This is a genomic window from Chroococcidiopsis sp. CCNUC1, assembly GCF_023546805.1.
Classification (GTDB): domain Bacteria; phylum Cyanobacteriota; class Cyanobacteriia; order Cyanobacteriales; family Chroococcidiopsidaceae; genus Chroococcidiopsis; species Chroococcidiopsis thermalis.
This window is the reverse complement of record NZ_CP097480.1, coordinates 5139165-5153526: the sequence shown is the minus strand read 5'-3', so window position 1 is coordinate 5153526 and position 14362 is coordinate 5139165. Positions and strand designations below refer to the sequence as shown.

Annotated in this window: 10 protein-coding genes and 1 pseudogene; 2 read left to right on the top strand and 9 right to left on the bottom strand. The window is 42.4% G+C overall.

Going from position 1 to position 14362, the window contains the following annotated elements:
- Positions 1–181: 181 nt before the first annotated feature.
- The 4 genes from M5J74_RS23825 to M5J74_RS23810 all read right to left on the bottom strand — a co-directional run bounded on the left by M5J74_RS23825 (position 182) and on the right by M5J74_RS23810 (position 3178).
- Positions 182–1042: a 3'(2'),5'-bisphosphate nucleotidase CysQ gene (locus M5J74_RS23825; RefSeq protein WP_015156484.1), complete on the bottom strand. Its 861-nt coding sequence runs from the start codon at positions 1040–1042 to the stop codon at positions 182–184.
- A 65-nt stretch (positions 1043–1107) separates the two neighbouring features.
- Positions 1108–1920, bottom strand: a complete 813-nt coding sequence (locus M5J74_RS23820; protein WP_015156483.1) for a TlyA family RNA methyltransferase — start codon at positions 1918–1920, stop codon at positions 1108–1110.
- Between the two features lie 6 nt (positions 1921–1926).
- Positions 1927–2355: a DUF29 family protein gene (locus M5J74_RS23815; RefSeq protein WP_041463411.1), complete on the bottom strand. Its 429-nt coding sequence runs from the start codon at positions 2353–2355 to the stop codon at positions 1927–1929.
- 49 nt (positions 2356–2404) lie between these two features.
- On the bottom strand, positions 2405–3178 hold the full coding sequence (locus M5J74_RS23810) for a nucleoside phosphorylase (protein ID WP_250013514.1): 774 nt from the start codon (positions 3176–3178) through the stop codon (positions 2405–2407).
- 176 nt (positions 3179–3354) lie between these two features.
- On the opposite strand from M5J74_RS23810, the gene M5J74_RS23805 reads away from it, so the two are divergent.
- Both M5J74_RS23805 and M5J74_RS23800 read left to right on the top strand, forming a co-directional pair.
- Positions 3355–5085 (top strand): dynamin family protein, encoded by a 1731-nt coding sequence (locus M5J74_RS23805; RefSeq protein ID WP_250013512.1) that lies wholly within the window; start codon positions 3355–3357, stop codon positions 5083–5085.
- Positions 5086–5261: 176 nt separating this feature from the next.
- Positions 5262–6293 carry an IS630 family transposase gene (locus M5J74_RS23800; protein WP_250013510.1) on the top strand — a complete coding sequence of 344 codons (1032 nt, stop codon included), beginning with the start codon at positions 5262–5264 and terminating at the stop codon, positions 6291–6293.
- Positions 6294–6646: 353 nt separating this feature from the next.
- Here the strand turns inward: M5J74_RS23800 and M5J74_RS23795 are convergent, their stop codons facing one another.
- The 5 genes and pseudogenes from M5J74_RS23795 to M5J74_RS23770 form a co-directional block, all read right to left on the bottom strand.
- Entirely contained in the window at positions 6647–7690 is a 1044-nt protein-coding gene (locus tag M5J74_RS23795) for a hypothetical protein (RefSeq protein WP_250013508.1), read from the bottom strand.
- Between the two features lie 228 nt (positions 7691–7918).
- Positions 7919–10051: an AGE family epimerase/isomerase gene (locus M5J74_RS23790; RefSeq protein WP_250013506.1), complete on the bottom strand. Its 2133-nt coding sequence runs from the start codon at positions 10049–10051 to the stop codon at positions 7919–7921.
- A 37-nt stretch (positions 10052–10088) separates the two neighbouring features.
- Positions 10089–12184 (bottom strand): annotated as a pseudogene (glgX, locus tag M5J74_RS23780) (glycogen debranching protein GlgX).
- Between the two features lie 26 nt (positions 12185–12210).
- Positions 12211–12858 carry a DJ-1/PfpI family protein gene (locus M5J74_RS23775; RefSeq protein ID WP_250013502.1) on the bottom strand — a complete coding sequence of 216 codons (648 nt, stop codon included), beginning with the start codon at positions 12856–12858 and terminating at the stop codon, positions 12211–12213.
- A gap of 45 nt (positions 12859–12903) precedes the next feature.
- Complete coding sequence (locus tag M5J74_RS23770) at positions 12904–14355, bottom strand: ankyrin repeat domain-containing protein (RefSeq protein WP_250013500.1); 1452 nt, start codon at positions 14353–14355, stop codon at positions 12904–12906.
- Positions 14356–14362 lie beyond the last annotated feature (7 nt).

Here is a 14362-nt window from a genome sequence, read left to right as displayed (position 1 = left end):
ATGTAACGAGAATTGGAGGAGATAAAAAATTTCTCTAGGATGATTTTTGTGTCAGCAAGCAGAAGCCAGGCGATCGCGAGGTTGTATGGTATTTCCCATGCGGGTGTAATACATTCGTAGGGGCGCACAGCCGTGCGCCCCTACAGATCCGTAATCGCTATAAAACCGTTCTCAAGAGCGTTTAAATCGCCTCATTTTCTATTTCTACTAATATTCTTTCAGCTTCAACGCACAATCGATCGTGACACTCACCATTACTAGCAATTAAACCGCCCCATTGACTGACATCTTCTTTGTTATAAATTAAAGGAGTTCCATCAAAGTGTGTTAGTTTTCCTCCAGCTTCTGTAAGAATCAACTCTGGTGCGGCTAAGTCCCAATCTTTAGGGGCAGATTTACCAGAAAGAGAAATATAAACATCTGCTTGTTGTTCGACAATAGCAGCTATTTTTCCGCCAATACTACCCACACTCTTTTGTTTTTTACATAGTAATTTAGATAAAACTTTCTCTAATTTCTTACCTCTGTGCGAACGACTCACAACTATTGTAAATTCTTCAACATTCTGCCGTTGAGAAACTTTTACTTGTTGAATATTGCCATCGCGAGTTTCAACAAATGTTCCGCCTCCTAATGTAGCAAAATAAAGTTTTTCTACTTCTGGATAGGCTACGACTGATAACACCGGACGACCATCTTTAACCAAAGCAATGTGAATTGTATATTCTCCAGTTTTATCGATAAAATCTCGCGTACCATCTAAAGGGTCAATTATCCAAACCCAAGATTTGGTGGGTTGTGGTGTAGAAGATTTATAAGTTTCTTCGGTAATGTAGGCAAATTCTTCCTGTCCCAAGTTAGTTTGCAGGCGATCGAGGATATAACGATTCACGGCTAAATCTGCTGAGGTGACAGGACTACCTTGCTTATCTTTAATGTCTAGGTTGTCTTTATTTTCACCATAATAGTAAGACCGGAGAAGATAGGATGCGCCCCAACCAACAGAACGAGCGATCGCGAGAATTTCTTCTAAAGCTGGCATGTATTTATAACTGTAATCGTTTTACCCCCATTAATTCTAGTTGTAGAAACGGAAGTCTTGCATCTTTAACTCGAAAATTGCTGCCGCGCTTTGCTAGCAAGCTGTTGAATTGCCTGAAGTTCGGGTTCTGGTGTCTGGCTTTCCATTCCCAGCCATAATAAATACTCAATGTTTCCTGCTGGACCCTGGATTGGCGACCAGGTTAAGCCGCGGTATTGCCAGCCTAGTTCTCGCGATGTTTGGAGAACTTGAAAAACTGCCTCTGCTTGGTCGTTAGGATCGCGCACAACTCCTTTTTTACCAACTCGCGATCGCCCAACTTCAAATTGAGGTTTTACTAATAATATCGTCTCGCGAGGCTCGATTAAAAGTTGCCACAATGCAGGCAAAACTTTAGTTAAGGAAATAAATGATACATCAACGACGGCTAAATCAGCTGGTGCTGCATTGCCATATAATTCTTCTGGGGTGAGATGGCGTAAATTCGTCCGTTCCCGCAGTACGACACGCGGATCGTTACGCAAGCGCCACTCGACTTGTCCGTAACCGACATCGACACCGTAGACTTGTTTTGCACCCGCTTGCAACAAGCAATCGGTAAAGCCTCCCGTAGATATTCCCCCATCTAAACAAATTCTGTCTGTTACAGAAATAGTAAATTCAGCTAAAGCTTTGGCAAGTTTTTCTCCACCTCTAGACACATATGGCGATCGCGCTTTAATTTCAATTTTTGCGGTGGTTTCAATTTCCGTACCAGCTTTATCAATGACTTGCCGATTGACCATGACTTCCCCTGCCTGAATCAGCCGTTGTGCTTGCTGGCGCGAGGTACATAAATTTAATTCTACTAATAAAGTATCGAGTCGTTGTTTAGTCAAGGCAATTCACTCTTGCGGTAATATCAATTTCATAGCGCGATCGAGAATGACTTCGCGATCGACAATTTCTGCTAATGCTTCTGGTTCGTAAAGTCCTTCTGCTACTTCTAAAGAGGCATAATCAATTGCATCAGGATAAGCTTCTTCTAAAGCTACGTACAGTTCCTCTAATGTTAAATAATACCCTCCCGCTTTACGTCGCTTATTCTTTTTTTGGATAGCTCGTACCGAATTGCGAATTGATACTTCCCAGGAGGCGGTTGAGCGATTTTCAACTTGTTGCTTAATCAGATGTAACAGGAGAATAACAGCATAGCTGCCAATAGCACTAATTTTATCGTCGCGACTCATTTCTTCTAATTCTTCAACAATCTCCAATGCTGCTGGGACATCACCTTTGAGCAGTAAATCTTTTAACTCTAGTAATTCTTCCATGACTAGCACCTCAAAATACATCCATCTCTATTCCGATTAATTCAGAGTATTATGCTAAATTTTCTATAACTCGAATCGCCACAGCGATCGCATTACCACCTGAATCTTCTTGCTGTTTTAATAATATCTCCTCACTACTCGTTCGCTGGGCAACAACAGTACAAATGCAAGCTGCGGCAAAGTTATAAACTCCCGCCATTTTAAACAGCGTACCGGATTCCATTTCATAGTTAAGTATATTCAACCGTCTATATTCTGCTGTAATTCCTTGTAGCGATCGCATTAAATGCGGATTGGCAGAATCGACTCGTTCCTGTCCTTCATAGAACGTATCCACCGAAGCTGTAATTCCTAAATGATACTCTACTCCTAACTCCCGTGCTGCCTGGACTAAAGCCACCGTGAGGAAAGGATCGGCAGCGGCGGGATATTCTACAGGTGCAATATCGTTGGCTGCACCCTGACGACACAAAGCCGCCTGACTGATGACAATACTTCCTGCTGGTACGTAGTCTTGGATCGAACCGCAAGTTCCGATGCGAATAATTTGCCGAATTCCCAACTGCACTAACTCATTCACCACAATACTTAGGGAAGGCGCACCCATGCCACTTGTCGCCGCTAAAAGCGATCGCCCATTCGCTAAATTGCCGATATAACTATTTAAACCGCGATTTGCCGACAACAAGCGATCGCCCTGTAAATAAGTTTTGGCGATGAAATGCGATCGTTCGGGATCTCCCGACAACAGCGCTATTGTGGGGGGTACAGTACCCAAGTCGTCTTGCCCAAAACCCAAGTGATACAAACGCTTACTTGTCATAACTTACTATAAACCAGTATTTTTACCATCTCATCATCTTCGCGATCGTCACTAACCACGGGAAAACTAGCTAAATTTCCCTAGTTTTGCTATGGGCATTGTAGGAATCTCAAGGTTACGGTTGTACAGAATTTACTCTTACGGACAAGATCGTTCCTTTACATAAGCGAAACAGCATGAATTACGAAATAGAAACCGAAAATTTTCTTAAAGATTTAGAACGAGTTGCTCAAGTGAGGGTAGAAGTTGCTAACTATCTGGAACAGATGGCTGAAACGATCGAACTAGCAGAATTAGAAGGAAAAATCTCTTCTGGTGGACTTGGTTTAAATAGCCAGTTAGAAGACATAAAAGCGGTAGAAAATAATTTACGTCGAGGAGTATTTCGGCTTTTAGTTTTAGAGAATATGAAGCGAGATAAGACCACCTTTTGGAATGCTTTGATTGGCGAAAATTTATTATATAGCGATCTCAATTCATATACGGCTATCTTAACTATTTTACGTTATGGCAAGGAGAAGAAGGTTACAGTTTATTTTAACGATGACACGAAACCCGAACAATTAGATTTTCAACAATTCAAACAAACTTATACAATCGAACCTTCAGAAGCAAAGCAGTTAAAACAAGATGAGCAACAGATATTTCCTAATGTTAGCCATGCCTTAGTCGAATATCCTTTACCCTTATTAGAAAAAGGTATAGAAATTATTGATAGCCCTGGTTTAAATGATACGGAAGCTCGGTTAGAAGGAACTGGTTTTCCCGAATTTTTAGGTTCGTTAAATACATTTCTCACAAAAGAAAGAGCGGTCGCGCAACTGCGACAAGCAAGAACTATAGCGCGTCAAGCTTATACTCGCACTCACGCAGCGATCGAGCGTCGTATTCCTTTATTAGCGCAAGATGTCGATCGATTAAAGCGCAAAATTAATTCTCTAGAACCGGAATTTAAAAAGTTAACTGGTATTCGCGATCGCTTTCAACAAGAAATTCGCAGTATGAGAGATATCCAAGCGAAAGAAATTGCCGATTCATTTCGTAACTATATCTTAAATCTAGGTAATACTTTTGAAACTGATTTTTTAAGCTATCAACCAGATTTAAAACTATTTGATTCTTTGAGCAAAAACAAGCATGATGCTTTCAATACAGTACTAAAAAAAGTATTTGAGCAGTATATTAACGATAAATTATCTAATTGGACGTTGAGTGCTGAAAAAAACTTAAATACAGCCTTTGCCCAACTTACCGTTAGCGCGGCTCGACATGGCGAATCTTATTCTCAAGTCACTGACGAAATAACCGAAAAAATTACCGAACAAAAGGTCGTAGCTAATTCTAATGGTACGGCTGAAAACAATAAGACACCTGCTTGGACAAAATGGGCAATGGGATTGTTTTCGCTTACTAGGGGTAACTTAGCTGGGATAGCGATGGCGGGTGCAGAGTTTGACTGGAAAAATATTTTATTTAACTATGTTGCTGTCATTGGTATTGATAATATTATTTTTGCGGTAAAAAGAATCTTTAGGGAACTATTAGAATTAGCATTAATTGGTTTAAACATGAATTTTTTGCAAGCAGATCGGGTACGTCAAGAATTAGTTAAAATGGCTGAGAAAGAATTAATTAAACATTTACCGCAGGTAGCTAGCGAACAATGGCTTGCTGTATATAACGGCGTGAAAGAATATTTTGATGCTTACGAACGAGAAGTAACTAAACGGATCGACGATGATATTATCTCTCGAAAATCTGAACTAGATAATCTAGTTCAGCAAAAAGAAACTTTTGAGGTAAATCGGGATGCAGAAATGCAACGTTTGCAAAAGCTAGATGGGGAAGTTGCGATGAAGTTACAACAGATAGAAGGCTTATTTCAAAAGTCGATCGCTTTAACATGAAGAAGTAGGAAGTAGATAATAGCAGGGGCATATCAATTAATATTTGTGTCACGCCGATAAAAGTCCAAGACAAGTTTACATAGAGTGTAGGCGATCGCGATTTAAATTAAACCAGTTTTACTAACCAGAGCAGAGATTAGTTAACATGGTAGGTGTAGACACGTCCGGAGTCAGTGATGAAACTCAAAGACGCTCGTCATATGTCAGCTTCTGCCCAAGAAGCGCTAAGGTATCGAGTCGTGAATGCGATTGAAAATGGCATGAGTAAATCAGAGGCATCGCGTGTATTTCAGGTGTCGCGCACGGCAATACATCATTGGACAAAAGCTACAGCGACAGAGGGAGCAAAAGCATTAAAAGCAAAAAAGCGTGGTCCACGCTCTAGCTCGCGGTTGCTACCTCATCAAGCAGCAACGGCAGTCAGGCTAATTGAGCAGAAGTGTCCGGATCAATTAGGATTGCCCTTCTATTTGTGGACGCGCGAAGCGGTGCAACAGTTTCTGGCAAAGCGATTTGAGCTATCAGTGTCAGTGTGGACAGTTGGACGTTATTTGAAAAAATGGAGCTTTACGCCACAAAAACCACTGCGACGTGCCTATGAGCAAGACCCTTTGGCGGTTCAGCGATGGCTAGAGACTGAATATCCCCAAATTTGTCGAGATGCTCACCGCGAGGGAGCCGAAATTCATTGGGGTGACGAGATGGGAGTGTGTTCTGACTATCAAGCCGGACGTAGTTATGGGCGTTCTGGACAAACACCTATTGTATCGGCTACAGGCAAACGGTTTCGCTGTAATTTAATCTCAACTATTACCAATCGTGGCAAGTTATGCTTCAAAGTGTTTACACAACGCTTTGACACTACAGTCATGCTCGATTTTCTGCGTCGTTTGGTTCGTCATAGCGCCCAGAAGGTATTTTTGATTGTCGATGGTCATCCAGTGCATCGTTCTCGTGCAGTGCATAAATGGCTAGAAAAACACTCCGACCGCATCCGCATGTTTTTCTTACCTGCTTACAGTCCCGAATTAAACCCTGATGAGTTACTCAACCACGATATTAAAGCCAATGCTGTCGGACGGCAACGCGCCAAAAACAAAACCGAGATGATTGGCAACATCCGCAGCTATTTACGTAGTACACAACGTTTCCCTCACGTTGTGCAAAACTTCTTCCACGAGAAACATGTTGCTTACGCAGCTGCCTAAACTGTTCACTATTCTATGCTCTGGTTAGTAAGTCAGTAGGTTGATGTTTTAAATCTGAAATGGTAGCGAATCAAAATAAGTGCGATCGATAAATTTAGATCGGATAACAAGCACACAAATTACTGTGACAAAGCTTTCAAGCTAGCCTTCTCGATTTTTAAAGTTTTCTATACGTGCCGAATTTACAAATCATTTAGAACTGCTATACAACTCTCATACAATATGAAGCAGTTGCAGCACAGGCAACGTTCACAAATCAATTTGGATTGCTATAGAAGCAGAGACTACTATTTTAAATTGAGTACGTTAGCCGTAAGCTCTATTCAAACCACAATTCAATTTATCGTTTTTTCTTAAAGTAAAAAAAATGCAAGTAATCCGATGTTGGATGCCGCAAACATAACTGGAACTAACCAACGTGCTACCCGATCGATCTTCAACGATCGCTCTTTCTGTTTTTCTAAATCGAGCCGATGTTTGACTACAGTGTAAATAACTACTAAACAAATGAAAATATACACAATCAGAATAAATCCATTGATGAAAGTTAGATAAGCGACTTTTGGTAATTCTTCTGCAACTACTATATTGAAGGCGATCGCTGATAATAAAGAACTGGTAGCTATAACAGTATTAGATTCAAAAGACCTCGACCAAAATACCGTCCAGGAAAGTCCAATGATAAACAAGAGTGGAAGAATTATATTCCAAATGTATGGTTTAGAATAACGAAAAACATCAATTTCATACACAAATTCTGGAAAATATGCTTCTTCAATATCTGATTTAATGGTTCTGACATTTGCCTGCTCCTCTCCGATTGTCCATCCCGCCAAAAAAGCATCTTGAGATTTGCCAGTTTTGGTCTTATCTACAGTGAAAATTATGTTTTTACTATCATCTAAGGTTGTGAGGATAATTTGAATTTTTTGATTATCAAAAGGAAATTCTTTCAGGTCGAGTTCGTAATTAAATTGACCTGTAAACTTTTCTTTGTAATATACAGTACCGTCAGGTTTTACCTTCAATTCTTTATAAGCTGCTTCTCGCTTGCCTTCAATATTCAAAAAACTTACATTAGGTGTCCAAATTTGCCCTGAGTTGTAAGTTTTATGTTTTCCTCCAGTCTGACTTGGATTAAAAGCTAGACGTTCATCTCTCCAATTCAAAAACAAGTAACCATCGAGTGTAAAAGACTCTTCTTGTTCATTAAAATCATCAAAATCGATCAAATACATCCCTACTGCAACTTCAGTAGATCGATCGAGCTTGGGTAGAGTCTGGGTTAATTGAATTGTAGGTTTTTTCTCAGAAGTTTCTTGAGCAATAACTTTGAGTTCATTAATAGGTAGACAAAAGGATAACAGAGCAGAAAAATAAACAAAATTTCTACGCATGTCTATTTACACAAAATAGTTCAACAAGTCTTGCAGAAAATCCAAGTTTAGCAATGATTTTAGCGACGATAAAAATCAGAGCTAAAATTAAGGTTGATAGAGTATCTCAATTTAAGCTTGCAGCTTCAGTATTCTTAGTAAAATAGGATTCAGCATAAACTTGGAAAGTTAATTTGTTTGGAAAGTTAATTTGTGAGGTTAAAGGTTTTCCCTTTAACCTTTAACCTTTTACTGAGCTAGCAAACTGATTTCTTCATTGAGTTCGCTTTGCTCGATCGCTGCTTTCACAGATCCTTCAGCACCCAAGACAGCGATACTAAAGTCACTGCCAGCTTTTTGTTTATAAAAGGCAAGATACCGCAAAGCCTCATCGGAGATCGACTTGAGATCTTGCATATTCAGGATCACACCTTTGACTCCATGAGCCTTCTCCAACTCTTCCTTAAAATATTTCAACATGCTTGGCTCTAGGGAACCAGCTAAATCGATCTTCGCTACCCCATCGCTGACTTCTATCAAGTCAGCATCGAAATCAACCCCAGCAGGCACTATTCTTACTCTGAACTTCATTTCATTTCGATCGGTTGGTAGTTCGATCGTTAACGCTTCAGGATCGAAATTAGTGTATTTGTGACCGTTGAGCCACACTTCTCCAATCCGAATGCTGCCAGGTGGTAGAATATCTGGCTGTACTCGCAAAATATTATCTGGGAAACCTCCAGGCATTGGCTTGAAGTAGAAATCCATTGGTTCCTGATTAATCAACAAGTTGATATAAATAGCTGCTAGGTAGCACAGCTCAAAAGAGTGATAACCAGCCATTGAGTGGCTGCCTTTACCGCGTTCCGTACCCAGTGCGTAGGGTTGTCCATTGGCTAAAACATTGAAATAGACCCCACCAGATTCGGTATCCAGAAACCAAGCGTTATAGAAGGCAGCACCTTCGCGGGCAAACCGAATGAAATCAGGGTCTTGATAGACACCAGCCATGATGTAGTAAGCCAGAATTCCTTGCTCTTGTTGCCACCAAGCCTTGCGATCGTGCCAGACGAGCCGATAGAACTTTTGATCTGGAGCTAATACTCTTTCTTCCATGTCATACCAGCCACCGCGCTGGCGATCGCAACCAACGCCAGGGATAACGTGACCGATCTTCTCAGCAAAATTTTTATATGTTTCTTTGGCATTGAGACTGTGCATCCGCGTCAAGTTCCAAGCAATTTTCAGGTTGTGACCCACAATTGCTCGGTTTTGCTGCACTGTATGGTAGTCTTTTGACCAGTCATCATTAAACTTCTCTTGGACGAAAGGACTAGCATCATAATCGGGAAAATGGGCAGCGATCGTGTCAAAGGTATACTCTAGGAAGTCGGCATATTCTGGTTCGCCAGTGGCTAACCAGAGATTGATTAAATAGGCGGGGGCGTGGTCGCCGACCGAGTTCCAATTCTTTTTAGCCCGATTGCGCCCAAGGGATTCACTATAGGGACTAAGGGTAATTGGATCGATGTGAGAATAGTAACCACCTTTTTCACTTTTGTCTTTGAAAAATCGGTGAAACAGATTAACCGTTGCCTTGATGTCATCTTTAATTAAGCGATCGCCTGTGACTCGGTAAGTTTGCGTAGGACCTGCCAAGGCGTAAATCTGCTCGTAGCAGGGAATCGCGTCGTAGTCATCGCCGAATTCTGAGGCAAAGATTTTTTGCTCGCTGCCGTCCGCCTTAATATCAACAGCATGATACCAATAGCAAATACCCTCGCTTTCATCGCGGAAACGCATATGTTCGCGCAGATATTTCGTACCCTTTTCCGCAGCTTCCAGAAAACGATCTTCCCCAGTGAGTAAATAAGCAGAGGCAAAGCCATAAACTAGACGCGAGATCGTGTCCGTTTCTTGACGACCGGACTTTTGCTTATCTCCTGCGATGGTGAGGTTAGTACGGTATTCGGAGTAGTCAATTTCCCCGTCGCCAAACTCAGCTTCTAGATAGAAATCGGCTAACTGCCGCACCTGCTTAATCCACCAGTTTTGCGTTTCAAAGAGGTATTCGTTCTCGCTACGACCCAGAAAAACAAGGTGATTGGCTGCAAAAGCGCAGTCGCCGTTTTCTCCATCTGGGTAAAAGATGCCATAAGCAAAGACAAATCGTCCTGGTACGAGCATTTCTCGCATTTGGGCAGTCGCATCGCGATACGCCTCTCCTAAGTTACGTACCAGTTCGCCAAAGGCAGTCGGGGCTAATTGAACGAGAAATTCCCGATTGTCGGAGGTTTTTAAGCTAAAGGTGTCTTTGGTCTTGTCAAACTGTGTTACATACCCAGCAATCAAGTCTGAGAAAGTAAAGTCTATTTTATTCATTGGATTTGCTTTAAATGTAGAGAAAGAATTAACAAAATTACTGAGAAATTAGTACAACAACACTACGACTTTGCACAAAGTAGGTGTTACTTGTTACCAGGGTTTCTTTGCCTGGTTCTGCAATGTCTAAGGGAGAATTCTGAGCGGTGTCTATAGCTCTATACCACTGCTTGCCTGCAACGGCAGGAATTTCAAACTCAAGTTCTTCCCAGTACATGTTGAGCATGACATGAATGTCTGCCTCTTCGTTGAAACCCCCTAAGGTAAATGCCAGAACGCGAGCGTTGGGATCGTTCCAACCAGGGCTGTATAACTGGCAACCATGCCAGGAGATGTCTGCTAAGCCACGCTGATTTACACTACCCGTGAAGTAACGGGAGCGATGTAAATTGGAATGGCGTAGGCGGAAGTCGATCGTTAACTTCCAGAATCGGAACAATTTGCTGTTTTTCTCAACCAGATTCCAATCAAACCAACCGAGTTCGTTATCCTGACAATAGGCGTTATTATTACCTTTTTGAGTCCGCCGAACTTCATCCCCATCACAATCATCGGTACGCCTTGGGAAAGCAGGAGAATGACGGCAAAGTTCTTAATCTGGCGATCGCGCAGATCTTCCACCCAGCGATCGCTCGTCTCACCCTCCATGCCACAATTCCAACTTAAATTCTCATCAATGCCATCTCGATTACCTTCTCCATTTGCTTCGTTGTGTTTCTGGTTGTACGAAACCAGATCGTTTAACGTGAAACCATCATGAGCAGTAATAAAATTCACGCTATTGATCGGCAAGTGTCCGTGATTTTGGTATAGGTCAGCACTACCAGCAATCCGAGCCGCAACAGCACCCACGATGCCAGACTCACCTTTGACAAAGCGCCGAATATCATCTCGATAGCGTCCGTTCCACTCTGCCCAACGATACCCTGGGAAATAGCCAATTTGGTAAAGTCCAGCCGCATCCCAAGCTTCAGCAATGATTTTGGTATCGGCAAGCGTTTCAGATAACTCGATATTCCAAATGGCTGGCGGATACTGTAACGGCACTCCATCTTGCCCGCGAGATAGGACTGACCCTTCATCAAAGCGGAAGCCGTCAATATGCAATTCTTTCACCCAGTATTCGAGAGACTCGACAATTAGCTTTTCAGGGATGGGATGGTTGCAGTTGAATGTGTTGCCGCAGCCAGTGTAATCGTAGTAGTACTGCTTATCTCCTGCCACCAGATAGTAGTAGATGCTATTATCAATGCCCTTAAAGCAGAAGACAGGTCCCTGATGGTTGCCTTCATCGGTGTGGTTAAAAACTACATCCAAGATTACTTCAATCCCAGCTTGATGCAGGGCTTTAACCATGTCGCGAAACTCTCGAACGTGGTTGCCGATTTGAGGGTTAACGCAATAACCAGTGTGAGGGGCAAAGTAACTCATAGTACTGTAGCCCCAGTAGTTCTTCAGGGGCTTGCCGTCCACATCCCGCAGAATTTCTGTGTCGTCGAACTCGAATACAGGCATGAGTTCAACTGCTGTAACGCCTAATTCCTTAAGGTAAGGAATTTTTTCGATCGCTCCAGCGAATGTTCCTGGATGCTTGACACTCGATGTCGGTGACTTAGTAAACCCGCCAATATGCATCTCATAGATGATAGTTTCGCTCATGGGACGATTGAGCGGGCGATCGCCTTCCCAGTCATATTCTGATGTATCAATGACAACACTTCTCATTGATGTCGTCAAATTATCACCAGGTAAACATGCATTCATTCGCTGCCAAAGAGTTTTGTTATTTCCTTTAGCATATGGGTCAATTAACAGCTTATTTTTATCAAAGCGGTGTCCGCCATTGCGATCGGAAGAACCGTCAACTCGATAGGCGTAGTGCATCCCTGGTTGCAGCCCGCTGACATAGACATGCCAGAAGTGGAATGTTTTATTGACATCGGGGTCTAATTGAATAACTTGGATGGGTTCTGGGTCATCATGTTCGTCAAACAACAATAGTTCTATACCTGTAGCATGTTCTGAAAAAATCGAGAAGTTTACCCCATTTTCATCTGGAATTGCTCCCAAAGGATGTGGGTGTCCCTTCTCTATTTTATATGCAGTTTTGGGCGGATATACTATTAGCGCCATACCCCACTTCCTCTATTATTTAATGTTTATCTTACAGCCAGTATTTCAATGATTTTCTGGGCAAATAAGTGACAATGAGCGCCGCTACGTCCTGTGACTAAATCTCCATCCACAACCACATCTCGATCGGTGTAGATAGCACCCATATTCACAACATCACCATGCAAATTGTTGTGGCAAGTCACGTGGCGATCGCGTACTAGTTCTGGCACAGGTGCAACTAGCCACATACCATGACAAATAATTCCTTTCAAAATGTTTTGATTGGCAAAAGCTTGCTTCAGAAATCCAGTAGCTGGTGGAAGTTGGCTTAGATCTTCTGTATACCTGAGACGGTCAGCTACAAAGGCAGATGGTACAATGATAGCAGCATAAGTATTGAGTTCGCGATCGTCTATATCCTCAAAACTTTCATGACAATCCAGCGGTGCATGATATTCATGTCCTTGAAAAGTTAAAAACTGTTGCCCCCACAAGCGGGTGAGGAGATGAGTTTCAGCACCTTCTTCTGCAAAGCGGTAATGGTAATACCAAATTTCATGTTCGTAGAAGTCACTTTCAATCAGAATACCAATTTTTTTTCCTTGCAGTTTTGCTGTTTCTTCCCGGTTTTTTAGTACCCCTTTAGAAAAGTGATGCCGAGATCCCGACTGGTACAAATGAGAAACCAACATAATCCATTTCCTACAGTCTAAAGTCGTCCTCAATGAAGCTTCCGTTCATATCATTTTTGAGCGAATCAATTTTGGGATTTCACCATCTGAACCATATACGTCAATAGAAATATCCAAAGGTGTTTTGCCATCATGTCCTTTCAAATCTAATCGGGCATTCGCATTAATCAGAATTTCAGCACATTCGTTATATCCATGCCAAAGAGCATCGTGAAGGGGCGTGTAACCATTGATCGGTCCCTGCACGTCCAGATCGATATCGGGGTGTTCCACCAGCATTTTCAAAATTTCAGGATTACCGTTATAAGTTGCTTTATGGATAGGAGACCCCTTAAATACCCAGTCTTCGACCCTGACTTTCGCACCTGCTTTCAAGAGTTCCCTGACGATTTCTGTATGCCCATCGCGGGCAGCAACTAAAAGAGGAGTATGTCCATCGAGAAAGGAATTTATGTGAGGATAAACAGTATTGACATCAGCCTTATTCTCGATTAACTGCTTAACTGCATCCAGATTTCCTCGATCGGTTGCTGCCATGACTTGTTGAGATTCAATACTTTCTCGTGCAGCTTTTCTACCCGCATCAACGATTTGTTTAATGACAATAAATTTCTGCTTTTCTTCGCCTTGGTTGACGTTGAGTTCAAAGTTAAGGTGATCGTCTAGCGTAAAGCCATAGTGAGTACTCAAATTGAGGTTTGCCCCTCGTTCGACGAGTAACTTCACCAATTCCAACCACTTGTACCACAGGGCATCCATAATTGGAGTATGACCCATTGTCGGCGTAACAGCGTCAATAAATGCTCCGGCATCTAAAAGCAGCCGAGCGACTTCTACACTACCGCCCTGGCAAGCTTTATGTAAGGGAGTTGCCCCAGTTTTACGATCGGTAGTTAGAACGTCTGCACCAGCATCGAGCAATAATTTCACCATTGCAACATTGGCGTGACAGGCGGCGGTCATTAATACAGTCAATCCGTTTTCTGGATTGCGGGTATTAGGATCGGCTCCCTGTTGTAGGAGACTTGTAGCTGCCTCTAGATCCTCATTTTCTACAGCTTCGATTAAACGAGCCTTTGAATCTCCCCGAAATGCTGCAACGATCGGGGACGGGTCGCAGTAAGATTTCCATTTCACAATTTTCCCATCTTGAATCTGCATCCAGGTAGCAAAAGTGATGTCGAAGGTGAGTCCAGTTGCTTTAATTGTTGTCATGTCATGCACGGTGCCAAATGCCCGATCGCCTTGCACGACTAGCTCGACAGGTTTAAAAACCTTAACCTCAGCTATGCGATCGCGGACTTGAAAAGATTTTGTCACCTCAGCAACACCGTGAGACGTACCAATCCAGGGAATGATATCGCTGACACCCTTAACTGGTTGGAGATTGATCCACTCGATATCGTCTGCCAGACAACTCATTGCGGTTTCATAGTCAGCTAGATCTAGCGCGTTGAACCACTTTTCGGCGACTTTCTGTGTTTCTTCCTGGCTCATGATTGAC

Coding starts and splice junctions, on each gene's coding strand:
- M5J74_RS23805 (WP_250013512.1), top strand. CDS start 3,355: ATGAATTACGAAATAGAAACCGAAAATTTTCTTAAAGATTTAGAACGA.
- M5J74_RS23795 (WP_250013508.1), bottom strand. CDS start 7,690: ATGCGTAGAAATTTTGTTTATTTTTCTGCTCTGTTATCCTTTTGTCTA.
- M5J74_RS23810 (WP_250013514.1), bottom strand. CDS start 3,178: ATGACAAGTAAGCGTTTGTATCACTTGGGTTTTGGGCAAGACGACTTG.
- M5J74_RS23825 (WP_015156484.1), bottom strand. CDS start 1,042: ATGCCAGCTTTAGAAGAAATTCTCGCGATCGCTCGTTCTGTTGGTTGG.
- M5J74_RS23800 (WP_250013510.1), top strand. CDS start 5,262: ATGAAACTCAAAGACGCTCGTCATATGTCAGCTTCTGCCCAAGAAGCG.
- M5J74_RS23815 (WP_041463411.1), bottom strand. CDS start 2,355: ATGGAAGAATTACTAGAGTTAAAAGATTTACTGCTCAAAGGTGATGTC.
- M5J74_RS23790 (WP_250013506.1), bottom strand. CDS start 10,051: ATGAATAAAATAGACTTTACTTTCTCAGACTTGATTGCTGGGTATGTA.
- M5J74_RS23770 (WP_250013500.1), bottom strand. CDS start 14,355: ATGAGCCAGGAAGAAACACAGAAAGTCGCCGAAAAGTGGTTCAACGCG.
- M5J74_RS23775 (WP_250013502.1), bottom strand. CDS start 12,858: ATGTTGGTTTCTCATTTGTACCAGTCGGGATCTCGGCATCACTTTTCT.